Source organism: Nonomuraea sp. NPDC050022 (assembly GCF_044460705.1).
GTDB lineage: Bacteria > Actinomycetota > Actinomycetes > Streptosporangiales > Streptosporangiaceae > Nonomuraea.
Genome location: NZ_JBITKE010000003.1, coordinates 421,098 through 447,849, shown reverse-complemented (window position 1 = coordinate 447,849; position 26,752 = coordinate 421,098). Strand labels below are relative to the sequence as shown.

Here is a 26,752-nt window from a genome sequence, read left to right as displayed (position 1 = left end):
CCCCCATGACCCACCCGGGAGAGATCACTCGGCGTCAGCTGCTGCGCCGAATCGGCATGACCGCGTTCGTCGCCGGCCCCGGCGCGGGCCTGCTGAGCGCCTGCGCCACCAGTGGCGCCGGCGACGAGCCCACCGCGACGCCGACCGGCTCGATCGCCGTCTCCGCCGACCCGAAGAACCCCTTCGGCGTCGACGCCAAGAAGCCGCTGGAGGTCACGATCTTCAGCGGCGGCTACGGCGACGCGTACGCCAAGGACCTGCACGAGAAGATGTACGAGAAGAGGTTCCCCGGCGCGACGGTCAAGCACAACGCGACCCAGCAGATCGGCACCCAGCTGCGCCCGCGCTTCGTCAGCGGCGACGTGCCCGACGTGGTCAACAACTCGGGCCCCGAGGCACTCGACCTGGCCGCCATGGCCGGCGAGGGCCAGTTGGCCGACCTGACCGCGCTGTTCGACGCGCCGTCCTTGGACGACCCGTCCAAGAAGGTCCGCGACACCGTGACGCCGGCCGTACTGGACAACGCGAAGATCGACGACAAGGACCTGGTCCTCAACTACACCGTCTCCCACCGCGCGCTCTGGTACAACGCCAAGCTCTTCGCGGACAAGGGGTGGGCGCTTCCGAAGACGTGGGCGGAGTTCAAGGCGCTCGGCGACACGGCGAAGAAGGAGGGCATCCTGCTGTTCGCCTATCCCGGGCAGAAGGGCCCGTACTACCAGCTCTGGAACGCCCTCTACACGGCCGCCAAGATCGGCGGCAACCAGGTCCTCATCGACATCGACAACCTGGTCGACAACGCCTGGAACGCCGAACCGGTGAAGCAGTCGGTGACCGCCTGGGTGGAGATCCAGACGCTTTATGGCGACAAGGCGTACTTCGGCCTCGACCACACCCAGACCCAGGTCAAGCAGCTCCAGAACAAGCTGCTCTTCTACCCGGTCGGCTCGTGGATCGAGAACGAGATGGCCAAGGACAAGCCCAAGGACTTCGAGTACGCCATCGCCCCGATCCCCGACGTCACCGCCGCCGACAAGATGCCGTACGGGGCCATCCAGGTGGGGGTCGGCGAGAACTTCTTCGTCTCCGCCAAAGGCAAGAACCCGCAGGGCGGCCTGGAGTATCTCCGCATCATGCTGTCGAAGGAAGGGGCCAAGGGCTTCACCGAGAAGACGCTGAACCTCACCGTGGTCAACGGCGCGGCCGAGGGACTGGATCTCACCCCGGGCCTCAAGAGCGCGGCCAAGGCACAGGACGCCGCCGGCCAGAACATCATCACCGACGCCCGTTTCGAGGGCTGGTACAAGGAGTTGTTCGACTACGGCACCCAGCAGATAAACGTGGTCATGGCCGGGCGCATCACGCCCGAGAAGTTCTGCCAGAACATGCAGAAGAAGGCGGACGCCATCAAGAAGGACTCGTCCGTCGTCAAGCAGACGCGGAGCAACTAGCCCATGGAGCGGTTGCGCAAGTACGGGTTCGTCGCCGCGTTTCTCGCCGTTCCTGTCGCTCTCTACTCGGTGTTCGTGATCAGCCCCTACATCCAGGCGTTCCAGATCTCCCTGACGGACTGGAACGGCTACAAGTCGAGGCTGCACTACATCGGGCTGGACAACTTCGCCCGGTTATTCGGGGACGAGGTCTTCTGGCGAGCCCTGCGCAATCACGGAATCCTGCTGCTCGTGCTGCCGCTCGTGACGGTCGCCATCGCGTTGTTCTTCGCGTTCCTGCTGAACCTGGGCGGGGGAACGCGCGGCGCGGGAATGAAGGGGATCTGGGGGTCGAGGTTCTATCGGGTGGTGTTCTTCTTCCCCCAGGTGCTCGCCGTGGCCGTGGTCGGGGTGCTGTTCAAGGCGGTCTACCGGCCCGACGAGAGCGGCGTGATCAACGGGGTCCTGGTCAAGCTGGGCCTCGACCCCGTCGGCTGGCTCGTCGAGCCGAACCTGGCCCTCTGGGCGATCCTGGCGGTGATGATCTGGCAGGCCGTCGGATTCTACGTGGTGCTCTTCTCGGCGGGAATGGCCGCCATTCCGAAGGACTATTTCGAGGCGGCGGCGCTCGACGGGGCCGGGCGGGCGCGGCTGTTCTTCTCGATAACGCTGCCGCTGCTGCGCGACACCATCCAGGTGGGCTGGGTGTATTTGGGGATCGCGGCGTTCGACGGGTTCGCGCTGATCCTCGTACTCGCCGGGGACAAAGGAGAGCCCGACGGGGCCACGACCGTGCTGCCCGTGGAGATATGGAAGACCGCGTTCACCTATTCCAAGGTCGGTTACGCCTCGGCGATGGGGGTCGTGCTGTTCTTTCTCACCGTGACGTTCGCGGTGCTGACCTTGCGCACCACGCGGCGCGAGAGGATCGAGCTCTGACATGACATCGACCTCCTCTCGCATGGCCACGCCTCGTCCGGCCAGACACCGGCTCGGGGTCCTTGGCGGCCTTTCTCATCTGGCGCTCTTCATCTGGGCGCTGCTGATCATCCTGCCGCTGCTCTGGACGTTCCTCGCGTCGTTCAAGAACAACACGGAGATCTTCGGGGACGCGCTTCAGCTGCCCGGTCAGTTGCGGCTCGACGCCTGGGGGAGGGCCTGGGACAAGGCCCATGTGGGGCAGTACATGCTCAACACCGTTGTCGTCGTATTTTTCAGCACTTTGGGGACGATGCTGTTCGGCTCTATGGCGGCGTATGTGCTGGCGCGCTACCAGTTTTTCGGCAACAGGGTGATTTACTACTTCTTCGTGGCGGGGATGGCGTTCCCGATCTTCCTGGCGCTGGGGCCGCTGTTCTTCGTCGTCCTCCAGCTCGGGCTGCTGAACTCCCACATCGGGCTCATCCTGGTCTACATCGCGTACTCGCTGCCGTTCACGGTCTTCTTCTTGGCCGCATTTTTCCGTACATTGCCGGACACCGTGGCCGAAGCGGCGGCGATCGACGGCGCCTCCCACACCCGCACGTTCTTCCAGATCATGCTCCCCATGGCCAAGCCCGGCCTGATCAGCATCACCATCTTCAACGTGCTCGGCCAATGGAACCAGTACCTGCTGCCTCTGGTCCTGCTCACGGACGACAAGGACAAGTGGGTCATCACCCAGGGCATCGCCGACATCTCCACCATCGCCGGGTACGAGGCGGACTGGCCGAGCCTGTTCGCCGCCCTCAGCATGGCGATCATTCCGGTGATGATCGTCTACATCATCTTCCAGCGCCAGATCCAGTCCGGCCTCGGCGCGGGGGCGCTGAAGTAACGTGAGCTTATGGACGTCGACAGCAAGCTCAACGACCTGCCCAAATGGCGTAGGGAGGGCGAGGAGATCCGGCGCACGATCACCGCGCCCGACTTCCCCACGGCCATCCGGATCGTCGACGAGATCGCGGTCCAGGCCGAAGAGATGAACCACCATCCCGACATCGACATCCGGTGGCGCAAACTGCACCTCTCGCTGACCACCCACGACAAGGGGCGGCTCACGGAGAACGACTTCACCCTGGCCGGACTCATCGACGGGATCGCCGCCAAACACGGTGCGTAGTGGGTCGGTTACTGGTTAGAGTGGTGGCCCCGTGAGCCTGGCCAGGGCTCGTCATCGCTTTGGGGGTTCCCATGCGCCTGCCCACGCCCGCCATCGCACAACGGATGCCCGCGTCCGTCCGGTCACAGAGGGCGCGTGCCCAACTGAGTCCTGGATACCCCGACTTCGTCATCGTGGAGCAGTCCACCGCCCCGCGCGTTCGCCCGCTGAGGGTGCGTTCGGCCGCGTTGCTGCTCGCTCTGGCGGTCGCGGGCTGTGCGCAGAGCCCGGCCGATCCCGAGGCCGAAGCGCCCGTGGGAAACGCCGTCCACAGCTCCGACGCCGCCGCGGCGCCCACCACGCTCACGGGCGCCGGGGTGTTCAAGCCGCGCACCACGATGGCCATCGTCTACAACCGCAAGCTGGTGCCCAAGGGGGCTCAGGCGAGCGTGACCGCCGAGTCCACGGGCGGTAAGACGGTGACCTCGTTGGTGGTGGAGGGCCTGGTGCCGAACCATCGATACGGCGCCCACCTCCATGTCGCGCCCTGCGGAAAGGGCCCCGCCGACGCGGGGGCGCACTTCCAGCACATAGCCGGCCGAGCCGACGCCACCAGCGAGGTGTGGCTGGACCTGAAGACGGACGGCTCCGGCGCCGGGCGCGCCACCGCCCGCCACGACTGGCCGCTGACGGGTGGCGAAGTGCCCCACTCCCTGGTCCTCCACGCCAGGCCGACCACCCCCTCCGAGCAGCCCGCCCCGCGCATCGCCTGCCTCACACTGAACTGAGCGTCTTTACGGGCGATTTTTACGGGCGATTTTTTACGGCCGGCCACACCCACCCCACCCATCGTCCCACCTGGGCTCCGTCCAGGGGCACGCTCCTGCGGTTTACGTGGCTGGGCGCTGTGACGCGCGCACTCTTGGCCGCCCGCAGGGCCCATTCGTAGACCGGTGGCAGCACGTATGACGAGAGGTTCGTGGATCGCTGTCAGCGCGTGCGACGGGAGTTTCGTCGACCGCGGTCAGCCCGTACGACGAGAGAATGGCGGACCGCGGTCGGCGTGTGCGACGAGATAGAGCCAGTTACGGCAGATGCTGGGCGGTCGCGGCACTCGCCCAGCATCTGCCGTAGTCCCCGTCATGGACTGCCCTTATGAGCTGACCACGACGTCGATCGTCATCTCATCGTCGCCCGGTGTGCCGGAGACTTCGATGGTCACGCCGGTCCATCCGCCCCCGGGCAGATCGAGCGGGGGCCTGGTGTCCCGGCCGATGCTCGTGTTGCCCAGTGAGGGATACAGATCGTTGGCGTCGCCCCTGTTTCCCAGGCTGCCGATCTGGGCGAGTTGGCGCAGGCCGTCGGCCTGCATCAGCTCGATCGCCAGCCGCCGCTCGTCGTCGACGTTGGGAATGGCCTCGTCCACGACGTAGGCCGCGATGCCCTGGTCGGGCAGGAACTCGTCCTGGCCCCGCTTGCGGCGGTATTCCACGACGATGTACTGCGAGTCCTTCATCGTCCGATCGTTACGGACGACGACGAAGTCACCGCCCTCGGCCACCGGCCGGAGCGTGATGCCGTGGGTGGTCTCGGTGACCAGTCGCGGGGTGACCCAGTCGTGGAACATCCGCAGCATGCTGGTCGGGAAGACGGGCGTGACGCCGCGGTTGCCCCACGAGCCGGCCGCCATCAGGCAGAAGTTGCCCAGCCCGTGCGACTTGGCGCCGGTCTGCGCCCGGTCGGTGTCGTAGTAGTCGGCCCAGCGCGCCGCCAGGTGCCCCCACTCGTGGGCGCAGACGCCGACGTTGCAGTCCTCGGGCACGGTCAGGAAGGTGCTCACCTCCAGGTCGGGCCCGACCGCGATGGGCTCGTCGCCGACGGTCCACTTCAGGCTCCAGATGTACTGCAGCCCTTCGGCGTCGGCGAAGGTCTCGGCGCCCGGCCCGGCGTGCACGACGAACAGCGCGGTGACCCGGTGCTCGTCGAGTACGTCGTAGGAGGGGTCGAACTCGACACCCGCCGCCAGGGCGGCCTGTACGGCGTCCCGCGCCATACCTTGGGCGTTGCGCGGGAAGTGGTCCTCGTCCAGCCCCGACTTGTTGTTGGCGTAGAAGGCCAGGGTCTCCGGCAGCCGGAACCAGCCGAACACCTCGCCCTGCACGTCGATGCCGTGGTCGTCGCCGAAGCCGCTGACCTTCCGGTAGAAGTCGCGCATACTGCCCGGCTGGGTGCCGAACAGCAGCCGCCTGAAGTGCTCCGCGTCGTGAGCCGGATCGTGCGGCTTGTCGGCGAAGTCGACCAGCAGCACCAGCGTCTTGATGACGCCCTTGAGCTTCTTCGGCGGCCGGTTGATCAGGCTCACGTCGGGAGCCTGCGGGGTGAGGTTGCCGTCATCCAGGCCCACCGAGCGCGGCCCACGCCGCTCGGAACGCCACATCGCGTAGTAGTCCTCGAACGTCAGGTGCTCGGGCAGGAGCCCGGCCGCCTTCAGCTCGTAGAAGCGGGTCTCCAGCTTGGCCAGCGCATCCGGCGCTAATGGAACGAAGTGCATGGTGTCCCCCCATCGTCCGTCCTTCCGTGAAGGTAGGCCGGATAATGGGGTTCGTCCTGAGTACCCCCTACTCAACCGATGCCGTGCGCACCAGACCTCCAGGGCGACATAATTACACGATTACATGTGGGAGGTATGGGTGAGCAGGAGTTGGCAGCCGCCTAGGTTACGGCTGTTCGAGGGAGTGCAGCGACGGGCCACCTGGCTGGAGCTGCTCTATGACCTGGTGTTCGTGGTGGCCGTGGCCGAGTTGGCCGATGTGCTGGCCGAGGGGACCGAACCAGGGCGGATTCTGGCGTTCATAGGGCTGTTCGTGCCCATCTGGTGGGCCTGGGCGGGGTACGTGTTCTACGCGAACAGGTTCGACACCGATGACGTGAGCCATCGTCTGCTCGTACTACCCCAAATCCTGGCCATTGGCACGATGGCCGCGAGCGTGGGCGACATCGGGCAGCGTTCCGCGTTGTTCGCGCTCTCCTATGTGGCGGTGCGGATCCTGCTCATCGTGGCCTACCTGCGCGCCGGGCGGCATGTGCCCGAGGGGCGGCCGCTGACCAGCAGCTATGTGGCCGGGTTCACGGTGTCGGTGGTCATCTGGACGGCGTCGCTGGCCGTCGAGCCGCCGCTGCGCTATGTCCTGTGGGCCGTCGCCATGGTGATCGACCTGGCCACGCCGCTCCTGGCGCGGCGGCACCAGGGCGCGCTGCCGCCGCAGAGTGAGCACCTGCCCGAGCGGTTCGGACTGTTCGTGGTGATCGTGCTGGGCGAGGTCGTCGCCGCGGTGGTGGTCGGGCTGAAGAGCCACGCGGTCACGCCCGGCACCCTGCTGATCGCCCTCGCGGGCATCGCGATCGCCATGGCGTTCTGGTGGCTGTATTTCGGGCATATTGACGAGTCCGTGGTGCTGCGTACTCAGCTGGCCGGACAGGTCTGGGTCTACTCCCATCTGCCGCTGTCGCTGGGTCTTGTCGCGTTCGGCATCGGTGTCGAGCACGCGATCACCCACCCGGGGACGGGCTGGGCCGTCGGAGTCCCCGCCGCGGTGGTGTTCGTCACTCTCGGCCTCCAGCACCTGTGCTCCGGCGACCGGCTCGCGACCGGCATCCGCGTGGCGGCCGCCGTGCTCACGCTCGTCACCTCCGCGCTCCCGGCCGCGCTGGCGCTCCCCTTGATTCTCTTGTACGGCGGAGCGCAGGTCGCCTACGATCTTCGCCGTCCCCTGCCCGGAGGAGAGGCATGACCGTGATGGAGCTGTTCGACCGCCAACTGGCCGCGATCGCGGACCGGGACCTGGAGGCCCTGCTGGCGCAGTACCACGAGGAGGCCATGGTCGTCCGCTTCGACCGCGTGGCCAGGGGTGCGGCGGAGATCCGGGAGCTGTTCGGCGCCTATCTGGCCGCCGAGCCGCAGGTCGTCGAGGTCACGTCGGTCCAGGCGATGGACGACGTCATCTTCTACAACGCCCTCATGACCATCGCCGGCAACAAGGTCACCACGTTCGGCACGCTAGTGATCAAGGACGGCAGGATCTGGCGCCAGACCGCCGCCGCCCTGCCGTCCCCCTGACCGCTCACGGCTGAGCTCAGCCCATCAGCTGTCTCATCGGCTGCCACGGCGTGGCGTCGAAGATCAGCATGATGGAGACGATCCGGCCGTCGACGAGCTGGAAGTGCTCGGCGGTGCGCTGGGTGCCCACCGGCGTGGCGGTGTGCACGTCGTACACGAGCGTGGCCTCCGACTCGCCGTAGAGCTCGCTGATCAGGTCGACGCCGGTGACCACCTGGACGAAGCCGGTGATCCCGGCCAGGTGGCCGGCGGCGTCGTCGGAGCTCATGAGCGGGCTACGGAAGCTGAACCCGTCGCCAATGAGCACGGCGGCCGTGGCCACATCGCCACGGAAGCGTGCCTCGTGGTAGCCGCGTACGACCTCACGCGTCCGGTTCTCGCCGCTCATGAGGCACCTTCCAGGTACTGCGCGAGCCGGTGCTGATTGTCGGCCACCCGCAGGCACAGGTCCCGGAACCGGGTCAGGTCGTCGGTCGTGAAGTCCCTGAACATCGCCGCCATCGCCCGCTGCGACGGCTCGCTGAACGCCTTGATCCAATCCCGTCCCTCTGTCGTGATCTGGGCCAGGACCGAGCGCCGATCCCGCTGGTCGGGGACCCGCCGCACCAGACCCTCACGCTCCAGCGTGTCGACCAGCCCGGTCACGTTACGGGAGCTGACACCCGCGGACTGGGCCAGCTCCCCGATGCTCACTCCGTCTCCCTCGGCGGCGCCGAGCCGCATCAGCAGGTCCATCGCGCCGGAACTCAACCCCCTGCCCTGGCTGCCATGGGCGCGCATCCGCTCGATGGCGTGGAAGGCGGTGCGAACGGCGGCCGCGGCCTCCAGCGCGGCGGTGTCGCCTCCGCCGGTGAACTGCCGCATGGCGGTCCTGGTCGTGGGATCGAAGAGGCTTCCGTCGGGGTCAGTGTCGAAATCTGATTTATGTACGTCCTTCATGATGAATCAGCACATTAGTACGTACTTCGCGACTTGTCGATCGGCTGGTGCCGGGATCGCGGGGGCTTCCCGGGCGCCTCGTCGCGCCCGGCCGGTCCGCCCGGCCATGGGCCGCCCTCGACGAGCGCGCCGAAATCGGCTCGCACTTTTTTATGAACTTTGCCGCCGATGTCGTCGTCTTTCCTACGGAAATGCAAAACGACAGGGGGCATTGTGAAAAAGCTGCTACTCGTCACCGCCATCGCCGGACTGGCGCTCGCCACCGTGGGCACCACCGCCGCTTCGGCCACCGCTCGGGCGATTCCCCGCGCATCCCTGAGTGACGGGCACGGGGGCGTGCTCGCCGAAGCCCAATTGGAGAGCGACACGAGAATCATCGTCTGCGACCGGAATGCCGACCACCGCTACGCGATGGCCAAAGTCAGGTATCAGGGGCACACCTATCAGTACGCCAACTACTACAAGAACCAGGACTGCCTTGAGCAGCGGACCAGGCGCATGTCGCACGGCAAGATCGAGCTCTGGGCCTGTGTGAGCAAGCCGTACAAGGTGAAATTCGACCACTGCGGGCCGAAGAAGACGGTGGTCCGCCCGTAACCGCCGCGTCGCCCTTTAAACACAATGGGCCGCCGTGAATATCGGCGGCCCAGTTCCAATGACTTGGCGGCGCGCTCAACAGCGCCCGTTCAACAGCGGCCTACTCGATAGCGGACCCGCTTAATAGCGGGCCGCTCGATGCGATTCTCGTAATCAGGCGGCGGGAATGGAGCCCAGGCGTCCCGCCTGATAGTCCTCGAAAGCCTGGGCCAGCTCGGCGCGGGTGTTCATGACGAACGGGCCGTAATGGGCCACCGGCTCGCCGATCGGCTGACCGCCGAGAATGATGACCTCCATCGTGTCCTTCGCCGACAGAGTGATCGTCTCGCCCGACGTGGTCAGCCCCGGACGGTCGCCGAAGCCGTCGAACACGGCCAGCTGGCCGCTGACCAGCGGGCGCCGCTCGGTCCCGACCGTGCCGCGGCCCGACAGGACGTAGGCGAGGGCGTTGAAGTCCTTGCGCCACGGCATGGTCAGCCGCGCACCCGGGCTGATCGTGGCGTGCAGCAGGGTGATCGGCGTCTGGGTGCTCCCGGGTCCGGTGTTCCCGGCCAGGTCGCCCGCGATCAGGCGGACCAGGGCGCCGCCGTCGTGGCTGCTGAGCAGCGCGACGCTGGAGCTTCCGATGTCCTGATATTTCGGGGCGATCATCTTCTTGGCGCCCGGCAGGTTCACCCACAGCTGGACGCCGTGGAACAGCCCGCCCTGCTGCACCAGCCACTCCGGCGGCGCCTCCTTGTGCAAGATGCCGGCGCCGGCGGTCATCCACTGGGTGTCACCGTTCGTGATCGTGCCGCCGCCTCCGTTGGAGTCGAGGTGCTCCATCACACCGTCGATCATGTACGTGACGGTCTCGAAGCCGCGATGCGGGTGCCACGGGGTGCCCTTGGGCTCGCCGGCGGCGTAGTCGACCTCTCCCATCTGGTCCATCATCACGAACGGGTCGAGGTATTCAGGCTTGATCGCGGCCAGGGCCCGGCGTACCGGGAAGCCCTCGCCCTCGAAGCCGCTCGGCGCGGTCTCGACGGCGAGCACCTTGCGGTCCTGCGCCTCGGCCAGCGGCTCCGGCAGGCGGGGCAGGCTGAGCGGGTTCTCTACGGTGACGGCGGGCATGTCGGGCTCCCTTCGGCGGAATCTGCTGTGCTCAACCAAGTTGAGAATTCAACTATTCCAGGCGAGCGGACTCCGCCGCCAGGAGCCCGGACTCGGCCGTCGGAAATCCAGCCTCAGGACGCCGAAGGGCCCAGGGTCAGGACGACTTGAGCAAGGCGAAGGCGCCCCGCGAGAGCGCGACGAGCTCCTCGTACACCTGGTCCTCCTTGAGGGCGGCGGACGGGTCGGAGGCCAGGGCCGTGACCACGAAGGTGCGGCCGGACGGCGTGCGGGCCAGGTAGCTCAGGTCGAGCACGCCCGGCTCGGAGCCGCCCTTGTACCAGACGGTGGACCACTCCTTGGCCGGCAAGTTGATCCCGCCGTCGTTCTGCGACATCACCTCGCCGATCCGCTTGTCCCGGCTCTTCGCCAGTCCCGCGTACGCGCGGCAGATGTCGGCCGGGGAGCCGAACCACTCCACGGTGTCCAGCTCACGCGGCGCGATCCACGGGACGATGCTGGACAGCGGGAGCTCGTCGACGACCGCCGACAGGTAGCCCCGCCGCCCGGCCGTGTCGCGCGACAGGAACTCCTTGGAGTGTCGCGGGTAGTCGGCGCCCTTGAGCGCGAACAGCTCCCTGGTGGTCAGGAACGGCGTGTTCCGCTTCACCTGGCCGCGCCAGGCCCGGACGCGCTCCTCGACCGCCGTCCGGCCGGCCTGGTGGAGCAGCAGGTCCGCGCCCGTGTTGTCGCTGATGGAGATCATCATCTTGGCAGCCTCCAGCACCGGCACCTGGCTGTTGTCGGGGCGGTCCTGGAGCTGGCCGCTGGGCAGGCTCTTCAGCTCGGGCTTGATCGTCATCGCGGTGTCCCACGAGAACCTGCCCTGCTCGATCTTCTTGGCGACGGCCCCGAGGACGTACAGCTTGAACATCGAGCCGAGCGGGCGCGCCTGCCGGCCGGCGACGGCGTGGACCGGGCGGCAGGTGCCATCGCGCTTGACCTCGGCGGCGAGGAACCCCACGCGGGCCGCTGCCTTGCGCGCCCGCTGATCCAGCTCGTCCCAGCTCGTGGGGGAGGGCTGAGGAGTGGCCGGTTCGGTGAACTGCGCGCTGTTGATCTTGCCCGTGGCGTCCACCGAGAGCGTCAGCTTGAGCGTCTGGGTGCCGACCACCACATGCGCGATCAGAACGGTGGGCACGGCTGCGATGATCTTCTGCGGCTGGATCCCGCGCAGCCCGGCCAGGGTCTCGTTGATCCTGTCCGCGGGGACCTGCTGCAGGAACGCCGGGGCGAAGTGCTCGGCCAGCTCGGCCTGCCCGATCGGCGCCCTGGCGGGGGCGTCGAGCAGCCAGCGCAACTGCTGGCCGACAGGCGTACTGGGAATCTCCACGGGCGGCGCGGTCGTCGCGGGGGGAGTACTTGGAACGTTCCTGACGGCGGCGGAGACCGTGAGCGGGTTCGCGGCGGTCACGGGCGAGCTCGTGTCGCCCGTAGACCGGTTCGCGACGCGCCCGGACAGGCTCGTCACGCCCGCAGGCCGATTCGCGGCGGTCCCGGACAGGCTGGTGAGGGTCGCAGGCCGGCTCGCGGCCGCCCCGGGCGGGCTGGTGGTGGTGGTCCCTGTCGCGCAGGCGGTCAGTGACACGGTCACGGCGGCGGCCGCGACAGCGAGGGCGGGCTTCGACGGGGAGTGCATGGTGGCTCCTTCGACTTCGCGTTCGATTTCGACTCAGACCCCGGTGGAACACGTGCCTCCCACCCAACAGACCCCGTCCTGCATATCCCACCTGGTGAGCCGCCGTCTTGAGACTGCGGATAACCGCACCGGATGTGCGGTTATCCGCATAGACGCAGCCCACCGCCCCCGCGACGATGGGGCCTTATGAGTTCCAGGTTGGTGGCCGGGCTGCTCGCGGTGATCGCGGCCGCAGGTGTGACGGCGGGGACGCTGCTGGGGAGCGGCCTGCCCGCCCCTCCCACGGAGTGGGCGTACATCGTCATCGGCCTGGTCCTGCCGGCACTCGGCTGGCTGCTGGCGGTCCGTCGCCCGCGGATCCCCTATGTCTGGCTGCTCCTGGCCACGGCGGTCTGCCTGGGTGTGAGCACCTTCGGCGTCGGGCTGAGCACGCTCGACGTGGCACCGGTGCTCGTCCGCGTGCTGGTCGCGGTCTTCCCCGTCTATTACGGACTGTTGTGGATCTTCGTCCCGCTGCTGTTCCCCGAGGGCCGGCTGCCGTCGCGCCGCTGGCGGCCCGTCGCGTGGATCGGGGCCGTGGCGATCGCCGTCCACTTCACGGGCAACCTCATGATCGGCCTCATCCCCTCCGCCACGCCCGGCCAGCTGGTGTCGGCCGGCTCGGCCGACCTGGTCGCCTGGCTCGTGTCCGGGGTCGGTCAGTTCGTCACCTGGATCATCACCCTCGTCGTGTTCGGCGGGCTGGTGGCCCGCTGGCGGCGGAGCGGGAGCGGTGAGCGCGGCCAGTACGCCTGGATGGTCGCGGGAATGACCGTCAACCTCGCCGGGTTCGTGCTGCTCTCCTTCTTCCTCGTCGGGCTCGCCGCGCCGCTGGCCGGGGTGGTCGGCGTGCTGGCCGTGCTGGGGTCCCTGCCCGTGGCGATCGCTGTCGCGGTCGTCAGGCATCGGCTGCTCGACCTCAGGATCGGTATCAGGGGCTCGCGGCTCCTCGTGGTGTTCGACGTCCGGCCGACCGTGGGCGAGATGCTGACGAGCCTGGGCACGGCGTTAGAGGAGACGCCGGAGCCCGTGGAGCAGCTCGGCAGGCTCGCGGCGGCCGTACGCGATGGGTTGGAGGTCAGGTGGGCGGCGGTCACGCTCGCCGACGGCACCCGCGTGGTCGCCGGGCGGGAGGAGGGCGCCGCGGCGCTGACGCTGCCCGTGCGGGGCGGTTCAGGGTGGATCGAGTGCGGGCCCAGGGACGGCGACCGCCTCACCGCCGGCGACCGGCGGCTCCTGGAGGCGCTGGCCGTGCCGGCGGGGCTCGCCATCCAGAGCGCCGGGCTGGCCGGACGCCTGGTCTACGCCCAGGAGGCCGAACGCCGGCGCATCGAGCGCAACATCCACGACGGCGTGCAACAGCAACTCGTCGCGCTCATCGCCGGGCTGGAGCTGGCCCGCGCCACCGGTGGCGGCCCCGACATGCTCGCCGAGCTGCGCGAGCAGGCCCGCCAGACGCTCAACGACCTGCGGGAGCTGGCCGCCGGCATCCATCCCAGCTCGCTCAGCCAGGGCGGCCTGGTGGAGGCCGTGGAGGGGCGCTGCGCCCGGCTGCCGGTGCCGACCACGGTCGTCGCGAGCAGGGAGCTGCGCGCCCAGCGCTTCCCCGACGAGGTGGAGGGCGCGATGTACTTCACCGTGAGTGAGGCGGTGGCCAACGCGCTCAAGCACGCGGGCGCCACCAAGATAGAGGTACGCCTGGCGCGGGCGGACGGCCGCCTGCGTGCGATCGTCACGGACGACGGGCAGGGCTTCGATCCGTCGGCCGCCGGCCGCCGGGGGCTGGCCACGCTCGCCGACCGCCTCGACGCGCTCGGCGGCGGACTCGACCTCGACAGCGGGCAAGGAGAGGGGACACGGATGAACGCCTGGGTGCCGGTCGATGCCTGAGCGGATCCGCACGATCGTGGCCGACGATCACTACCTGGTACGCGAGGGCACCCGGCGGCTGCTGGAGACCTCGGGCGAGGTCCTGGTCGTCGGCGCGGTGGGCAACGCCGACGAACTGGTCGACGCCACGCGCAGGCTCGGCCCCGACGTGGTGATCACCGACATCCGGATGCCGGGAGGGGACTGGCGCCAGGGGTTCGAGGGGATCGACGCCGCCCATCGCGTCCACACCGATCATCCGGGCGTCGGGGTCGTGGTGCTGTCGCAGTTCTCGGACGCGCTGTTCGCCTTCGAGCTGTTCAAGCACGGCACCGAGGGGTTCGCCTATCTGCTCAAGGACAGAGTGGGCGATCTCGACGAGCTGCTCGGCGCCATCAAGGCTGTTGCCTCTGGCGGCTCGGTCATCGACCCCAAGGTGGTGGAAGGGCTGCTGGCCAGGCGTGACGTGCGGGGCGAGCAGGAGGCGCTGACGTCGCGTGAGCGCGATGTGCTGCGTGAGATGGCACATGGCCGATCCAACGGTGCCATCGCCAGGGCGCTGCACCTGTCGGTCTCGTCGGTGGAGAAGAACGTCAACTCCATCTTCGCCAAGCTCGGCCTGGAGAACAGCGGCGACGTCCACCGCCGGGTCGCCGCGGTCCTGGCTTACCTGGGGCCTGAGCAAGGGGGCCGGACTGGGGTCTGAGCGAGGGGGCGGCCCGGGTCCCGAGCGGGGCCCCAGGACCCAGGGCTCAAGACCCGGCCACTCGGTCCTGAGCGCGGTTCTCAACCGAAGACGGCCGGGGGTGGCACCGGGGCCAGCACCGCGTCGCCGTCCTTGATCGGGTGGGCGCCCGCGACGAAGTTCGTCAGCGCCTCCCCGTACACGCACCTGGCCTGGGTGAGGCCGCCGGCCGCGCGGCGCGTCAGCAGGTCGATCGGCAGCTCCGCCCGCGAGGCGGCGACGATGAGGTTGCCGAAGCGGCGGCCGCGCATGACGCCCGGCTCCGCCAGCAGCGCGACATGCCGGAACGTCCCCTGGACCGTCGCCACGAGCCGCTTGGCGAAGGCCAGGCCCTTGCCGTCGGCCATGTTGATCAGCAACGTGCCCGACGGGCGCAGCACCCTGGAGATGTCGCCCATGTACTCCGTCGTGGCCAGCTCGACCGGCATGGTGGCGCCGGAGAAGGCGTCGAGGACCAGCAGGTCGGCCGAGTCGTCCCAGACCTTGGCGGTGCCCTCGCGCCCACCCTGCACTATCACCTTCAGCCGCGGCACGGACCGCAGGCCGAGCTGCTCGCGGATCAGGTTGACCAGGAGCCCGTCGGGTTCGAGGACGATGTGCCGGGACCCTGGCCGGGTGGCCGCGACATAGCGCGGGATCGTGCACGCCCCGCCGCCCACGTGGACGCAGGCGAGCGCGCCTTCCGGAAGAAGGTCGATCACGTCCGCCATAAGCCGTACGTACTCGAATTCCAGATATGTAGGGTCTTGTAAGTCAACGTACGACTGAGGTACGCCATCCTTGGACAGTACCCAGCCGTCCTGCCTGTCCAGGTCCCGGAGCAGTTCGATCTCGCCGAACGTCACCGGGTAGAGGCCGGGCATCGGCTCCCGCTGTCCTCGTGCCACGATGATCCCCTCCTGGGAGTAACCGTATGCGACGACGAAGGCTGATTGTGCTGGTTATCGCCGTTGTTGCGGTAGTGGGTGCAGGTGTCTTCGCGATGGTGGTGTCCAAGCGGGTCAAGGGCAGCGCCGCGCAGACCTCGGCCGCGTACTTCACGGCGTGGCAGCGGGGAGACCTGGGGGCCATGGCCATCCTGGTCTATCAGCCGCCCGCGGACTTCATCGCCCGGCACCGGTCGTTCTCGGACGACCTGCATGTTCAGGACATCCAGTTGCGGCCCGGGCCCGTGAAGAGCACGGGGGAGACCTCGGCCGAGGTGCCGTTCACCGGGAGCAGGACGCTGAGCGAGTTCGGGGCGTGGCCGTTCAGCGGTACGTTGCGGCTGGCCGTGCGCGACCGGACCTGGAAGGTGCTCTGGGCGCCGGAGACGCTGGACCCCCGGCTCAAGGACGGGGGCACGGTGCGGCTGGCCGAGTTCGACGGGCCCGCGGTCGAGCTGGTGACCAGCGAGGGTGACAAGATCCCCAACGACAGCTACGCCGAGTCCTATCTCGCCGAGCTCAAGCCCGAGTTCGACGAGGTGGCCCAGGGGTGGGCGCTGGAGTCTGCCCTGCCGGGACAGCAGGCGCGGCGGCTCATGACCGTCGAGCCCAAGGTGAACCTGGAGCGTACGACGCTGTCGCGCTCGGTGCAGGCGGCGGCCGCGCGGGCGCTCGACGGGGTGCGGGACGCCTCGATCATCGCGATCCGGCCCAGCACCGGCGAGGTGCTCGCGGTGGCCGATCGGCTGGAGGGCAACTACAGCGCCTTCCGCGACTTCTTCCCGCCCGGGTCCACGTTCAAGACGGTTACGGCGGCGGCGCTGCTGGAGTCGGGCCTGGATCCGGCGGCGGAGGTGGACTGCCCGGCCAGGTACACGATCCCGAACTTCAGCTCCGTCAAGAACGCGGGCGAGCAGGCGCACGGCCGCGTGACGTTCGCCGACGCGTTCGCGTACTCCTGCAACACCACGTTCGTGCGCGAGACCGTGGGCCGATTATCGGGTGCCGATCTTATGGAGACCGCCGTGAAGTGGGGGTTCGGCGGCGCCAAGCTGGCCACGGGCCTGGGCGGCGACTGCGGTCGGATGGACCCTCCCGACGGCGTGGACGAGCTGGCGGCCGACTCCTACGGCCAGGGCACGGTGGAGGCGACCCCGCTGTGCATGGCGATGGTCGCGGCGGCGGTCGAGAGCGGCACACTGCGCGTGCCGCGCATCCTGTCCAAGGCCGCTGTCGAGCGGATCGACGGCCCGGCCGCCAAGCCGGTCGACCTCGACGAGAGGACGATCGCGGCGCTGCGGGAGATGATGGCCGCCGTCGTCGACCACGGTACGGCCGCCGCCGCTGGGCTGCCCGCGGGTGTGTCCGGCAAGACGGGCACAGCCGAGGCCGGTGGCGGGCGGGAGCACGGCTGGTTCATCGGCTACCGCGACGACCTGGCCTTCAGCGTCTTCGTACGCAACGGCGGCTCGGGCCGGAGCGCCGCGCTGCCGGTCGCGGCCCGCTTCCTCAACGGGATATGACCCTTTAGGGGATAGGACCTTTGGGGATAGGCCCTTTTGGGATATGAGCTTCGTCTCGTCGAGGGTCCACACCCTCAACGTGGCCATAACCTACGGTACCGTAGGTTATATGACGACCATCACCGCGAAGCCGAGGCTACGAGGCTGGTTGCACACTGGAGCGTTGCCCGTGACGCTGGTCGCCGGGTTCGCGCTCGTGGCGCTCGGCCCCACCCTCCAGGCCCGTCTCGCGTCCGCGATCTACGCGATCACCTCGGGTCTGCTCTTCGGCATCTCGGCCACCTACCACCGCGGCACGCTGGGCCCCCGCCTGGCGGAGGCGCTGCGGCGTTTCGACCACGCCAACATTTACCTGATCATCGCGGGCACCTACACGCCCTTCGCGCTCCTCGCGCTCGACGGGGCCGCCCGCGTGGCCGTCCTGGCGGTCGTCTGGGGCGGCGCGCTGTCCGGGGTGCTCTTCCGGGTGTTCTGGATGAGCGCGCCGCGCTGGCTGTACACGGTCCTCTACCTGGCGCTCGGCTGGACCGCGATCTTCGTGCTGCCGCAGTTGCTCGCGGGCGCGGGCGTGGCCGCCGTCGTGCTGGTCGCCGTCGGCGGCGTCTTCTACAGCGCCGGAGCCATCGTGTACGGTCTGCGCCGCCCGGACCCGGCCCCCGGCTGGTTCGGCTACCACGAGGTGTTCCACGCGTTCACGATCGCCGCCTACCTGGTCCAGTACATCGCGGTGTCGATCGTGGTCTACTCCCACGTCTAGGGCGTTTCGCCCCGACGGCGGCGGGTTACCGAGTTTTGACCGCGCTGTGGGCTGCTTGCGTGATCGATCGGGAGATCACACCAGTATGGAGCAAATCGCACGCAACTGGTGGCTCGTCCTGATCCGCGGCATTTTGGCGGTGATCTTCGGCATCCTGGCGCTGATCTGGCCCGCGATCACGCTGCTCGTGCTCGTGGTCTTCTTCGGCTCGTACGCCATCGTCAGCGGGCTCGTCTCGGTGTTCTCCGCCTTCCGGCATGGAACGGACTCCCGCGTCTGGCTCATCATCTCCGGAATTCTCGGGATCCTGGCGGGGATCATAGCCTTCGTCTGGCCGGGCAAGACCGCGCTGGTCCTGCTCTTCGTGATCGCGTTCTGGGCGATCCTCAGCGGCGCGTCGGAGATCGTCGCGGGCGTGCAGATGCGCAAGGTGATCGAGAACGAGTGGATGCTCATCATCGGCGGAATCCTGTCCATCGTCTTCGGCGTCCTGCTGCTCGTCTGGCCCGGCGCGGGACTGCTGACGTTGGTCTGGCTGGTCGGGATCTTCGCCATCCTGTACGGCATCGCGATGATCGTGCTGTCGTTCGAGGTAAAAAAGTTCGCCCATGCCACCTGAAATCAGGAAATTTTCCGCATAGACATAGGTTCAACTGGGAAACGTACGCCATGTCTGGTTTCAACGTGGAGGTGACATGGACGTACACGACCGCCTTGCCCGCCATCTGCTCGTCGACGGTTACCGGCTCGTGCTCGATCTGGAGCACAGCCAAGGCTCCTGGCTCGTCGACGCCGGCAACGGCCGCCGATACCTTGACTTCTACACGTTTTTCGCCAGCGCGCCGCTCGGCGTGAACCCGCCCTTCGACCCGGAGTTCGTCCGGCTTCTCGGCGAGGTGGCCCGTAACAAGCCCGCCAACTCCGACATGTACACCGCCCACCTGGCGGACTTCGTCGAGACCTTCTCCCGTGTCCTCGGCGACCCCGAGCTGCCCCACCTGTTCTTCGTCGAAGGCGGTGCGCTGGCCGTCGAGAACGCCCTGAAGACCGCCTTCGACTGGAAGAGCCGCCGCAACGAGGCGGCGGGCCGCTCCCGCGACCTCGGCACGCAGGTCATGCACCTGACGAAGGCGTTTCACGGCCGCAGTGGCTACACCTTGAGCCTGACCAATACCGAACCAGGCAAGACCGACCGCTTTCCCCAGTTCCGCTGGCCGCGCATCGACGTACCCGCCGTACACCTCGGAAATGTGGAGGCCGCCGAGGAGCACGCGCTCGCCCAGGCGCGCGCCGCCTTCGAGGCGCACCCGCACGACATCGCCTGCTTCATCGCCGAGCCCATCCAGGGCGAGGGCGGCGACAACCACATGCGCCCGCAGTTCCTGCAGGCGATGCAGCGGCTGTGTCACGAGCACGACGCGCTGTTCATCCTGGACGAGGTGCAGACGGGTGGCGGCACCACGGGCACCCCCTGGGCCTACCAGCAGCTCGGCCTGGCGCCGGACATCGTGGCCTTCGCGAAGAAGGTCCAGGTGGGCGGCATCATGGCGGGGCGCCGCGTGGACCTGGTCCCCGACAACGTCTTCCAGGTCAGCGGCCGGATCAACTCGACCTGGGGCGGCGGGCTGGTGGACATGGTCCGCTCGCGCGGCCTCCTGGAGATCGTCGAACGCGACAACCTCATCCCGCGCGCCGCCACGCTCGGCACCGTCCTCCTCGAACGCCTCGTCAAGCTGCAGGCCGAACACCCGGACCTGGTTTCCAACGCCCGGGGGCGCGGCCTGATGTGCGCGTTCGACCTGCCCGACGGGGCCGCGCGCGACGCGCTGGTGACGCGGCTGCGGGACGAGGCGGGCGTACTGCTCCTGGCCTGCGGGCCGCGTTCGGTACGGCTGAGGCCCGCGCTCAACATCCCCGAATCCGACCTGGAACACGGCCTCGCGGCCATCTCGACGGCTCTTCCGCAGATGGCACGGGCATAGGCCGCCAAGCCCCTGACACACGGCGACGCCCACACGGGCGTCGCCGCCGCCTCACCGAAACTCCACCGGGCCGACCTGGGTCAGTCGCGGTGGCGGGACCGCAGGAAGGCCGCTGTGGTGGCGTCGGCGGGCAGGAACGCCTCCAGCTTGAGCTCGGCCAGCGTGACGTCCACCGCGGTGGCGAAGGACGTGAGCGTGGTCAGCAGCCGCAGCTCGGTATCGCCGGTACGCAACCGCAGCGGCACCGCGAACCCGAGATGATCGCTTCCCGGCACCGCGTCGGGCACGTAGGACTCCAGCTCGGCGATGAACGCGTCGAGCCGCGGATCCGGGCTGCGGAGGAGCTCGGCCCGCAGGCTCTCGATGATGTGCCGGCCCCAGTCCGCGAGGTTGACCACCCGAGGGCCCATGCCCTTGGGATGCAGGGCGAGCCGCAACACGTTGACCGGCGGCTCCAGCAGCTCGGGCGCCGCCCCCTCGGTGAGCACGTCGAAGGCCGCGTTGGCCGCCAGCAACTCGCCGTAGGGCCGAACGACGACCGCCGGATACGGCAGGTGCCCGTCGAGGATGCTGTCCAGAGCCTCGCGTACGGGGCGCAGCATGGCGTCGTCCAGACCCGACTCGGGGAACACGGGAGCGTAGCCGGCCGCCAGCAGCAGGCCGTTGCGTTCGCGCAGCGACAGCTCGAGTGACTCGGCCAGGCGCACGACGATGGCCCGCCCGGGGTGGGAACGGCCTTGCTCGATGAAGCTGAGGTGGCGCTGGGTGGTGCCGGCCCGGTTGGCGAGCTCCAACTGGCTCACCCGCCGACTGCTACGCCATCGCCGCAACTCGCTCGCGAATCGTTCCACGCCTCCCTTTCTAGCCCACGCGGGTGATGAAGCACGATTCCCCGCAGGGAATCACCACGATTCCCCGCAGGGCGTCATCAGAGGGTCGGCTCGGGCTCACAAATGGCCCTCAGATGGTCTCACCGTCTCGTAACGGCGGCCGACCACCTCCACCGGAGGAGCGTCCCCCCTGGACAGAGCTCAGCCACGTCAGGGGTGGGGGTTGCGACCGTCGGCTGTTGAGCGTGCACGAGTGTGAATGAGTTGTTTCTCGTTGTGTTTCGATCTTCGTGTGAGCATGTCGATGGGGCATGCGCGGGAGGCTCGCGTGGTTGCCTAACAGCGCGCTCGGGGTTGCGGCTGGGCGGGTCCGGTGGGCGCGGTCGTGGTCGGCGTCGATGGTTGTGATGCCGGTCGTGTGGTGGTGAGGGCGCGCTCGTGGTGGGTGGCTGATGTGTCGCTCACATGTTCGACCCGGCTGGTAGTGTAGCGGTCACCGTCGGTGACGGTTCAGGGGTGGGTCGCGAGCCATCCGGGTTCGTCGGTGGGGTGATGGCGTGGATGCGGCGATCGCATGGTTCGCCCGCCCCTGTGGTGGCGATTGTGACGGTCGGCCGATGGGTTTGCCGGGCTCGTATAGTGCTGGGGGCGGTCGGGGATGGCTGAGGGGTTGCGGCCGATCGCGGCGTCGTTCGTGGCTGCCGGGCCGTCCGGGGTGGCTGTCCGTGATCGGCTCAAGGGTTTGACGGCGCGCGATGAGCAGGTGTTGCGCCGGGTGGGGGCGCATCTGGGTGTGCTGGCTTCGCGGGATCTGGCGGTGCGTTGTCGTGCGGGGCTGGGGCATTCGGCTCAGGCGTGGGCGGAGCGTAAGCGGGAGCTGACGCCGGAGTCGACGTCGCGCTGGGCGGGGGCGATCACCAAGGCCAGCCATGACCAGTGGGCGCTGGCCCGCCGCTGCCAGGCGGCCCACATCCACTCCCTCGAGGCGGGCATCGCGGCAATCACACACCGGCTGTCTCAGCCGATCGGCGCGAAGGGTTCGAAGAAGGCGCCGGGCGGCTACCGCAGCAGCCAGGAGTGGCATGCCAAAACCCGCCGCCTGCACGCGCTGAGCGACCGACTGCGGCGGGAGCGGGCCGACTTCGAGGCTGGGCGGGTGCACATCGTGCGGGGCGGCAAGCGGCTGCTCAACACCCGTCACCACCTGGCCGCCGCCGATCTCAGCGAAACGCAGTGGCGCGAGCGGTGGGAGGCCGAGCGGTGGTTTCTGCAGGCCGATGGCGAGTCGGGCAAGCGCTACGGCAACGAGACCATCCGTCTGACCCCCGACGGCGAGGTTTCGATCAAACTCCCGGCCCCGCTGGCTCACCTGGCCAACGCCGCCCACGGCCGCTACGTGCTCGCCGCCAGGGTGTGCTTGGCACACCGCGGCCAGGAGTGGGCCGACCGCATCGACGCCAACCGGGCCGTGGCCTACCGCATCCACCTGGACGTGACCCGGGGTCGCTGGTACCTGACCGCTTCCTGGCAGCATCAGCCGTCCGTGGCGGTCCCGTTGCGGGCGGCGCTGGCTGGCGGGGTGATCGGGGTGGACACCAACGCCGATCATCTGGCCGCTTGGCGGCTGGACGTGCACGGCAACCCGATCGGCAACCCGCGCCGCTTCGGCTACGACCTGACCGGCAGTGCCGGGCACCGTGACGCCCAGGTTCGGCACGCCCTGACCCGCCTGCTGCACTGGGCACGCTCGTGCCACGTGACGGCGATCGCCATCGAAGACCTCGACTTCGCGCAGGAGACGACCCGCGAGAAACACGGCCGCAAGCGGTTCCGGCAGCTCATCTCCGGCATACCCACCGGCCGCTTGCGCGCCCGGCTCACCTCCATGGCCCAGACGATCGGCATCAGCGTCATCGCGGTAGACCCCGCCTACACCTCCAAATGGGGAGCCCAGCACTGGCAGCACCCCCTGACCAGCCAAACACGCAAGACCACCCGCCACGATGCCGCCGCCGTGGCCATCGCACGACGCGCCCAGCAGCACCCGATCCGGCGACGGACGCCACCGCCCCCATATGACCAGAGCGATCGTGTGGGGCATCGGAGCGTCCAGGCCGAACCGTGTGCCGCCAGGCGTGAGGAAACCCGCCACCGCACACCGGACCACGCACACGATGCGCCGGGCCCGGATACGGCCAGAACGCGGGCAACCAGCGCACCTAACACCGTTCGGGGCGCGCCAGTGCAACTCACGTTCACTGTTTAGGAACGGTGCCCCATGCCGGCCGAGCCGCTACGTGAGCTGACCCGCTAGGCGAGACAGCCCGTTACGGCGAAACGCGCGAGATCGCCTGGTCAGGGCAGGGGGCGGGATTGCCAGAGGCCGATCGCGGTGACGCGCGAGTCCACGCCGAGCTTGGCGTAGATGCGGTTGACATGGTTCTTGACCGTTTTCTCGCTGAGAAACAGCCGCTGCGCGATCTGCCCATTCGACTGCCCAGTGGCGATCAGGTCCATGACCTCGGTTTCGCGCTTGCTCAGGGACGTGAACACGCTATCGAACGCTGCGTCTTCGACTCTCATCCGGCCTCCGGGGGCGCGCGCAGACGGTCAGATCGCCGAGGCCCCCGCGCATCCGGCGTAAGCGGTAGACAGCGAGCATAACTCGCAATGTCATGTTTTGGGGACGTTGCCGTAGAAAAACGACAACGGCCGGTCCCGAAGGACCGGCCGCGTGCATGGGGTGAGTGAAGGGACTTGAACCCTCGACATCCAGGACCACAACCTGGCGCTCTACCAGCTGAGCTACACCCACCATTGGCCGCCGACGTGGCGGCACAGGAAAAGTGTAGCGTTCTTCGGGAGTCTTTACGCCACTCGATTAGCCGCTGACACGCTCGGCGACCGCTCTGGCGGTGGCCGAATCGGGGCCGGGCTGGCCGACGAAGATGGCCGCCCGGTAGTAGCGGAGCTCCCTGATGCTCTCCGTGATGTCGGCCAAAGCGCGGTGTCCGCCCTGCTTCTCCGGGGCCGCGAAGTAGACCCGGGGGTACCAGCGGCGGACCAGCTCCTTGATCGACGACACGTCGATCATCCGGTAGTGCAAATAGCCATCGACCACGGGCATGTCGCGCGCGATGAACGTGCGGTCGGTGCCGATGGAGTTGCCGCAGAGCGGCGCCTTCTTCGGCTCGGGGATGTGGCGGCGGATGTAGTCGAGCACGAGCGACTCCGCCTCCGCCAGCGTCACCCCGCCCGCCATCTCGGGCAGCAGCCCCGAGGCGGTGTGCATCTCGCGGACCACCTGCGACATCTGCTCCAGCGACTCGGGCGGCGGCTTGATGACCACGTCGACGCCTTCGTCCAGCTGGTTGAGCTCGCTGTCGGTGATGATGCACGCCACCTCGACGAGCGCATCGCGACCCAGGTCGAGCCCGGTCATCTCGCAGTCGATCCAGACCAGCAAGTCACTCATTCGATCTCCTCGCCCAAGCGGCTCGGAGCCATCCGCCCGCCTGAATACCCCACCAGCCTAGTGCCACCGGTTACGCGGGCTTGAGCGAGCTGAGAACCTTCTCGACCACGTCGGTGCCCAAATTGTCCGGAACTGACACGTATACGAGGGCTGGGCTCTGGCCCGCGCCGCGATCCATCACCACGATCGCGCCGTTTTCCTTGTTCCACTTGTAACCTTTGGCCTTCGACTCCTTCGAGAAGTCGAGCTGGAACTGGAGCACCCAGGCGGACTTATCGCCGATTTTGAGTGCTTTGTCCTGAATGATCTTGTTGGTGTGGGCAACCGGGTAGTACTCGGCGAAGTCCACGAACACCGTCTTGGCCGTGTCACCCAGCCCGTCCGTCCCCGTGTAGGGGTATTGCTTGTTGAGCAGCCCCGTGTAGACGTTGCCGCTCCAGTCGTCCTTGCCGTTGTACTTCTCCTGCGAGGTCGCCCCCACGCCACTCGACCAGGCCTGCTGGGACGGGTCGCTGCCGTTCAGGGAACCGGCGGCCGGCACCTTCCAGCCCTCGGGCACCTGGTACGACAGGTTGGCCTGCGGGTCGGTGATGCGGCCGTCCTGGGGCTGTGGCAGCTCTGTGACGCTCGGTGGCGGTTCGGTGGTCTCCTGCTGCTGCGGCAGCTGCTCCGTCTCGCTGGGCGTCGGCGACGAGGCGAGGGTGCCGTCGGTGTTGCGGTTGACGAAGAAGATCCCGGCCACCACGATCAGGCCGACCACCACCAGCGCCGCCAGACCGCCGAACACCCACGGCAGCGGATTGCTCTCCTTCGGCGGCGTACCGTAGCCGGGGCCGGGCAGCGGCGTGTCACCCCACTGCCCCTGCCCGTAGGGGGCCGAGCCTTGACCAGGTTGCCCATAAGAGCCCTGCGGGGGCTGGCCATAAGAGGGCTGGCCCTGGGTGGATTGCCCGTACGCGGGCTGTTCCTGCGTCGGTTGCCCGTACGCGGCCTGTCCGTATGTCGGCTGCCCGAACTGCCGCGTCGGATTCGCCGGCGTGGCGGACCAGTCGGGGCTCGACTGCTGCTGCGGTCCGGACGGCGGTTGCTGTTGCGGTGACGCCCCCTGCTCCAGCGGGTGGGTGGCGTCCGTCCACTGGCCGCCGTCCCACCAACGGAGTTGGGGCGATCCGTACGGGTCGGGGTACCAGCCCGCGGGGGTCTGCGTGGTCATGTTCGTCAGCGTAGTAACAACAGCTTTGATATGCATTGCTGGCTCGGCACCAACGCTCAAGATCAGCGCCCAGGGGTCAGCACTTGTACGTGAAGCTCGCCTTGTCCGTCCTGAGCGGGCCGGGAGACAGCACCCGCAGCGTGGCCGTGGCCTTGACGGTGCTCTTGCCCTTGAGCGTCCACCGGAGGGGCACGGTGTAGGAGGTCTGGTCGGCGGTCGTCTGGAGCGTCTGCTTGACGACCTCCTTGTCCAGGTTCTTGCGCCACTCGTAGCTGATCTCGCCCGCCTCACCATTCGTCACGATCTTGCCCGTGACGACGACGGCGCTGTCGCAGCCCTGCGTCTTCTTCGGGGCCACGACGTCGATCGATTTGATCGCCAGCTCCGGCGCGCCGCTCAGCTTGAGCCAGGCCAGGATCGCGCCGCCCATGATGACCGCGAACAGTATCGCCGAGAGGATGGTCCGGCGCCGCCTCGCCCGTGCCGCCTTACCCGGCTTGCCACCGCGCTGGACCGTTCCGACCTGTTCCCGGCCCTCACGCCAGATCCGTTCGGCCGTGGTGCCGGCCTGGGCCGATTCCGTACTTACTTCAGAGCTCACGCCGGGCCCGAAGTGCACCGGCGTCTGATGCGGGCTGGGAACGGCGAGCAGCGTGATGATGTCGCCCTCGTCGAGCGGCGGCTGCGCCTCCACGGGAGGATGCGCGAACGCCGACCTGCCACGGGCCGCCTGGGCCAGCTGATCGTGCCTGATCGCCCCGCCCGGCAGCGCCGTGGGCTCGGAGAGCACGACGGACCTGGCGGTACCCAGGCCGTGCGTCGTCGTGGTGACCGCGGCCCGCTCGAACAGGGCCGCCGCGCGCGGGGCGCTCCGCGTGACCGAGGCGGCCAGCGCCCGCGCCAGGGACGCCCACGCCGCCACGTCCCGTTCCGGCGGGGAGACCTGGCCGCGGATGGCGTCGGATAAGCCGCGTTCCGACAGCAGCGCCGCGCCTTCGGCGGTGATGACCACCGAGCCGGGATGCACCGAACCGTGGGTGACCCCGGCCGCGTGCAGCGCGAGGAGGGTCTGGGCCGTCTCCGCCAGTACGGCCGCCGCGCCGCTCGCGTCGATCGCCCCCGAGGCCAGCAGGTCCGACAGCGTCGGGCTCACGGCCTGCGCGGTGAGTAGCCAGACCTGCTCGCCCGCCGCGACGACGTCGGCGACGGGGATCAGCCCGGCCAGCCCGCCCAGGACCAGCCGCTGGTCGGTCAGAACCGTCGCCACGACGCGCTCGCGCACCCCGGGCAGCCCGATGATCTTCGGGTCGAACAGCAGGGCCCCGGCCCGGCGTCCGTCGGGTGAGATCGCGTCGATCCAGTTGCCCAGTTCGGTGTTCCAGGTGTGCTCGGTGAGCCGGAAGCCGGCGATACCGTTTCTCGGGTTGTCCATCGCCGTA

General features: G+C 68.5%; 26 protein-coding genes and 1 tRNA gene. 15 read left to right on the top strand and 12 right to left on the bottom strand.

What is annotated here, in order from left to right; all coding sequences use genetic code 11:
• Positions 1-5 precede the first annotated feature (5 nt).
• From ngcE to ACIBO2_RS13440, 5 genes are all read left to right on the top strand, one after another.
• The gene (gene ngcE, locus ACIBO2_RS13460; protein ID WP_363996425.1) at positions 6-1,451 is read left to right on the top strand and encodes an N-acetylglucosamine/diacetylchitobiose ABC transporter substrate-binding protein; all 1,446 of its coding nucleotides are present in this window, start codon (positions 6-8) and stop codon (positions 1,449-1,451) included.
• Positions 1,452-1,454: 3 nt separating this feature from the next.
• On the top strand, positions 1,455-2,369 hold the full coding sequence (locus ACIBO2_RS13455) for a carbohydrate ABC transporter permease (RefSeq protein WP_397297112.1): 915 nt from the start codon (positions 1,455-1,457) through the stop codon (positions 2,367-2,369).
• Between the two features lies 1 nt (position 2,370).
• Positions 2,371-3,246 (top strand): carbohydrate ABC transporter permease, encoded by an 876-nt coding sequence (locus ACIBO2_RS13450; protein WP_397297110.1) that lies wholly within the window; start codon positions 2,371-2,373, stop codon positions 3,244-3,246.
• A gap of 9 nt (positions 3,247-3,255) precedes the next feature.
• Entirely contained in the window at positions 3,256-3,531 is a 276-nt protein-coding gene (locus ACIBO2_RS13445; protein ID WP_358540199.1) for a 4a-hydroxytetrahydrobiopterin dehydratase, read from the top strand.
• Between the two features lie 173 nt (positions 3,532-3,704).
• A complete protein-coding gene (locus tag ACIBO2_RS13440) occupies positions 3,705-4,298 on the top strand; it encodes a hypothetical protein (RefSeq protein WP_397297108.1) in 594 nt (197 codons plus the stop codon).
• A gap of 365 nt (positions 4,299-4,663) precedes the next feature.
• Here the strand turns inward: ACIBO2_RS13440 and ACIBO2_RS13435 are convergent, their stop codons facing one another.
• The gene (locus ACIBO2_RS13435) at positions 4,664-6,061 is read right to left on the bottom strand and encodes a M6 family metalloprotease domain-containing protein (RefSeq protein WP_358540204.1); all 1,398 of its coding nucleotides are present in this window, start codon (positions 6,059-6,061) and stop codon (positions 4,664-4,666) included.
• Positions 6,062-6,200: 139 nt separating this feature from the next.
• Here ACIBO2_RS13435 and ACIBO2_RS13430 point away from each other — a divergent pair, with 139 nt between their 5' ends.
• Together ACIBO2_RS13430 and ACIBO2_RS13425 are read left to right on the top strand one after the other, a co-directional pair.
• Positions 6,201-7,301, top strand: coding sequence for a low temperature requirement protein A (locus ACIBO2_RS13430; RefSeq protein ID WP_358540207.1), 1,101 nt, complete (start codon positions 6,201-6,203; stop codon positions 7,299-7,301).
• Positions 7,298-7,627 carry a nuclear transport factor 2 family protein gene (locus ACIBO2_RS13425; RefSeq protein ID WP_397297105.1) on the top strand — a complete coding sequence of 110 codons (330 nt, stop codon included), beginning with the start codon at positions 7,298-7,300 and terminating at the stop codon, positions 7,625-7,627. Before ACIBO2_RS13430 ends, ACIBO2_RS13425 begins: the two co-directional genes overlap by 4 nt.
• A 16-nt stretch (positions 7,628-7,643) precedes the next feature.
• Here the strand turns inward: ACIBO2_RS13425 and ACIBO2_RS13420 are convergent, their stop codons facing one another.
• The gene (locus tag ACIBO2_RS13420) at positions 7,644-8,015 is read right to left on the bottom strand and encodes a hypothetical protein (RefSeq protein ID WP_397297103.1); all 372 of its coding nucleotides are present in this window, start codon (positions 8,013-8,015) and stop codon (positions 7,644-7,646) included.
• Entirely contained in the window at positions 8,012-8,566 is a 555-nt protein-coding gene (locus tag ACIBO2_RS13415; RefSeq protein ID WP_397297101.1) for a MarR family winged helix-turn-helix transcriptional regulator, read from the bottom strand. Before ACIBO2_RS13415 ends, ACIBO2_RS13420 begins: the two co-directional genes overlap by 4 nt.
• 213 nt (positions 8,567-8,779) lie before the next feature.
• On the opposite strand from ACIBO2_RS13415, the gene ACIBO2_RS13410 reads away from it, so the two are divergent.
• Positions 8,780-9,163 carry a hypothetical protein gene (locus tag ACIBO2_RS13410; RefSeq protein ID WP_358178222.1) on the top strand — a complete coding sequence of 128 codons (384 nt, stop codon included), beginning with the start codon at positions 8,780-8,782 and terminating at the stop codon, positions 9,161-9,163.
• Positions 9,164-9,316: 153 nt separating this feature from the next.
• On the opposite strand, the gene ACIBO2_RS13405 is transcribed toward ACIBO2_RS13410, so the two are convergent.
• Positions 9,317-10,276 (bottom strand): pirin family protein, encoded by a 960-nt coding sequence (locus ACIBO2_RS13405; RefSeq protein ID WP_358540216.1) that lies wholly within the window; start codon positions 10,274-10,276, stop codon positions 9,317-9,319.
• A 136-nt stretch (positions 10,277-10,412) separates the two neighbouring features.
• Entirely contained in the window at positions 10,413-11,954 is a 1,542-nt protein-coding gene (locus tag ACIBO2_RS13400; protein ID WP_397297098.1) for a serine hydrolase, read from the bottom strand.
• A gap of 186 nt (positions 11,955-12,140) precedes the next feature.
• Here ACIBO2_RS13400 and ACIBO2_RS13395 point away from each other — a divergent pair, with 186 nt between their 5' ends.
• Both ACIBO2_RS13395 and ACIBO2_RS13390 read left to right on the top strand, forming a co-directional pair.
• The gene (locus ACIBO2_RS13395; protein ID WP_397297096.1) at positions 12,141-13,883 is read left to right on the top strand and encodes a histidine kinase; all 1,743 of its coding nucleotides are present in this window, start codon (positions 12,141-12,143) and stop codon (positions 13,881-13,883) included.
• Entirely contained in the window at positions 13,876-14,568 is a 693-nt protein-coding gene (locus ACIBO2_RS13390) for a response regulator transcription factor (protein ID WP_358540222.1), read from the top strand. The genes ACIBO2_RS13395 and ACIBO2_RS13390 overlap by 8 nt, the downstream gene beginning before the upstream one ends.
• Before the next feature lie 80 nt (positions 14,569-14,648).
• Here the strand turns inward: ACIBO2_RS13390 and ACIBO2_RS13385 are convergent, their stop codons facing one another.
• Positions 14,649-15,494: a fused MFS/spermidine synthase gene (locus ACIBO2_RS13385; protein ID WP_358540224.1), complete on the bottom strand. Its 846-nt coding sequence runs from the start codon at positions 15,492-15,494 to the stop codon at positions 14,649-14,651.
• A gap of 95 nt (positions 15,495-15,589) precedes the next feature.
• Here ACIBO2_RS13385 and ACIBO2_RS13380 point away from each other — a divergent pair, with 95 nt between their 5' ends.
• The 4 genes from ACIBO2_RS13380 (at position 15,590) to lat (ending at position 19,795) form a co-directional block, all read left to right on the top strand.
• Positions 15,590-17,056 carry a penicillin-binding transpeptidase domain-containing protein gene (locus ACIBO2_RS13380; protein WP_358540227.1) on the top strand — a complete coding sequence of 489 codons (1,467 nt, stop codon included), beginning with the start codon at positions 15,590-15,592 and terminating at the stop codon, positions 17,054-17,056.
• A 109-nt stretch (positions 17,057-17,165) separates the two neighbouring features.
• Positions 17,166-17,813: a hemolysin III family protein gene (locus tag ACIBO2_RS13375; RefSeq protein ID WP_358540229.1), complete on the top strand. Its 648-nt coding sequence runs from the start codon at positions 17,166-17,168 to the stop codon at positions 17,811-17,813.
• Positions 17,814-17,898: 85 nt separating this feature from the next.
• Entirely contained in the window at positions 17,899-18,432 is a 534-nt protein-coding gene (locus ACIBO2_RS13370; RefSeq protein ID WP_358540232.1) for an HdeD family acid-resistance protein, read from the top strand.
• Positions 18,433-18,508: 76 nt separating this feature from the next.
• Positions 18,509-19,795 carry an L-lysine 6-transaminase gene (lat, locus tag ACIBO2_RS13365; RefSeq protein WP_358540234.1) on the top strand — a complete coding sequence of 429 codons (1,287 nt, stop codon included), beginning with the start codon at positions 18,509-18,511 and terminating at the stop codon, positions 19,793-19,795.
• 80 nt (positions 19,796-19,875) lie between these two features.
• Here lat and ACIBO2_RS13360 read toward each other — a convergent pair whose 3' ends face one another.
• Complete coding sequence (locus ACIBO2_RS13360; RefSeq protein WP_358540236.1) at positions 19,876-20,646, bottom strand: helix-turn-helix transcriptional regulator; 771 nt, start codon at positions 20,644-20,646, stop codon at positions 19,876-19,878.
• A gap of 637 nt (positions 20,647-21,283) precedes the next feature.
• Here ACIBO2_RS13360 and ACIBO2_RS13355 point away from each other — a divergent pair.
• Positions 21,284-22,891 carry an IS200/IS605 family accessory protein TnpB-related protein gene (locus ACIBO2_RS13355; RefSeq protein WP_397297091.1) on the top strand — a complete coding sequence of 536 codons (1,608 nt, stop codon included), beginning with the start codon at positions 21,284-21,286 and terminating at the stop codon, positions 22,889-22,891.
• Positions 22,892-22,980: 89 nt separating this feature from the next.
• Here ACIBO2_RS13355 and ACIBO2_RS13350 read toward each other — a convergent pair whose 3' ends face one another.
• From ACIBO2_RS13350 to ACIBO2_RS13330, 5 genes are all read right to left on the bottom strand, one after another.
• Positions 22,981-23,208, bottom strand: a complete 228-nt coding sequence (locus ACIBO2_RS13350) for a response regulator transcription factor (protein WP_357956073.1) — start codon at positions 23,206-23,208, stop codon at positions 22,981-22,983.
• A 156-nt stretch (positions 23,209-23,364) separates the two neighbouring features.
• Positions 23,365-23,440, bottom strand: a tRNA-His gene (locus ACIBO2_RS13345).
• Between the two features lie 66 nt (positions 23,441-23,506).
• Complete coding sequence (gene orn / locus ACIBO2_RS13340) at positions 23,507-24,100, bottom strand: oligoribonuclease (protein WP_358178208.1); 594 nt, start codon at positions 24,098-24,100, stop codon at positions 23,507-23,509.
• A gap of 70 nt (positions 24,101-24,170) precedes the next feature.
• On the bottom strand, positions 24,171-25,313 hold the full coding sequence (locus ACIBO2_RS13335; protein ID WP_397297089.1) for a DUF2510 domain-containing protein: 1,143 nt from the start codon (positions 25,311-25,313) through the stop codon (positions 24,171-24,173).
• A 76-nt stretch (positions 25,314-25,389) separates the two neighbouring features.
• Positions 25,390-26,745 carry a hypothetical protein gene (locus tag ACIBO2_RS13330; RefSeq protein WP_358540241.1) on the bottom strand — a complete coding sequence of 452 codons (1,356 nt, stop codon included), beginning with the start codon at positions 26,743-26,745 and terminating at the stop codon, positions 25,390-25,392.
• Between the last annotated feature and the right edge of the window lie 7 nt (positions 26,746-26,752).

Bases quoted from the DNA above. Each gene is read 5' to 3' on its own strand.
- ACIBO2_RS13370 (WP_358540232.1), top strand. From the start codon at position 17,899: ATGGAGCAAATCGCACGCAACTGGTGGCTCGTCCTGATCCGCGGCATT.
- ACIBO2_RS13350 (WP_357956073.1), bottom strand. From the start codon at position 23,208: ATGAGAGTCGAAGACGCAGCGTTCGATAGCGTGTTCACGTCCCTGAGC.
- ACIBO2_RS13425 (WP_397297105.1), top strand. From the start codon at position 7,298: ATGACCGTGATGGAGCTGTTCGACCGCCAACTGGCCGCGATCGCGGAC.
- ACIBO2_RS13400 (WP_397297098.1), bottom strand. From the start codon at position 11,954: ATGCACTCCCCGTCGAAGCCCGCCCTCGCTGTCGCGGCCGCCGCCGTG.
- ACIBO2_RS13445 (WP_358540199.1), top strand. From the start codon at position 3,256: ATGGACGTCGACAGCAAGCTCAACGACCTGCCCAAATGGCGTAGGGAG.
- ACIBO2_RS13390 (WP_358540222.1), top strand. From the start codon at position 13,876: ATGCCTGAGCGGATCCGCACGATCGTGGCCGACGATCACTACCTGGTA.
- ACIBO2_RS13380 (WP_358540227.1), top strand. From the start codon at position 15,590: ATGGTGGTGTCCAAGCGGGTCAAGGGCAGCGCCGCGCAGACCTCGGCC.
- ACIBO2_RS13405 (WP_358540216.1), bottom strand. From the start codon at position 10,276: ATGCCCGCCGTCACCGTAGAGAACCCGCTCAGCCTGCCCCGCCTGCCG.
- ACIBO2_RS13335 (WP_397297089.1), bottom strand. From the start codon at position 25,313: ATGACCACGCAGACCCCCGCGGGCTGGTACCCCGACCCGTACGGATCG.
- lat (WP_358540234.1), top strand. From the start codon at position 18,509: ATGGACGTACACGACCGCCTTGCCCGCCATCTGCTCGTCGACGGTTAC.
- ACIBO2_RS13415 (WP_397297101.1), bottom strand. From the start codon at position 8,566: ATGAAGGACGTACATAAATCAGATTTCGACACTGACCCCGACGGAAGC.
- ACIBO2_RS13330 (WP_358540241.1), bottom strand. From the start codon at position 26,745: ATGGACAACCCGAGAAACGGTATCGCCGGCTTCCGGCTCACCGAGCAC.
- orn (WP_358178208.1), bottom strand. From the start codon at position 24,100: ATGAGTGACTTGCTGGTCTGGATCGACTGCGAGATGACCGGGCTCGAC.
- ACIBO2_RS13395 (WP_397297096.1), top strand. From the start codon at position 12,141: ATGAGTTCCAGGTTGGTGGCCGGGCTGCTCGCGGTGATCGCGGCCGCA.
- ACIBO2_RS13450 (WP_397297110.1), top strand. From the start codon at position 2,371: ATGACATCGACCTCCTCTCGCATGGCCACGCCTCGTCCGGCCAGACAC.
- ACIBO2_RS13420 (WP_397297103.1), bottom strand. From the start codon at position 8,015: ATGAGCGGCGAGAACCGGACGCGTGAGGTCGTACGCGGCTACCACGAG.
- ACIBO2_RS13375 (WP_358540229.1), top strand. From the start codon at position 17,166: ATGACGACCATCACCGCGAAGCCGAGGCTACGAGGCTGGTTGCACACT.
- ACIBO2_RS13455 (WP_397297112.1), top strand. From the start codon at position 1,455: ATGGAGCGGTTGCGCAAGTACGGGTTCGTCGCCGCGTTTCTCGCCGTT.
- ngcE (WP_363996425.1), top strand. From the start codon at position 6: ATGACCCACCCGGGAGAGATCACTCGGCGTCAGCTGCTGCGCCGAATC.
- ACIBO2_RS13355 (WP_397297091.1), top strand. From the start codon at position 21,284: ATGGCTGAGGGGTTGCGGCCGATCGCGGCGTCGTTCGTGGCTGCCGGG.
- ACIBO2_RS13435 (WP_358540204.1), bottom strand. From the start codon at position 6,061: ATGCACTTCGTTCCATTAGCGCCGGATGCGCTGGCCAAGCTGGAGACC.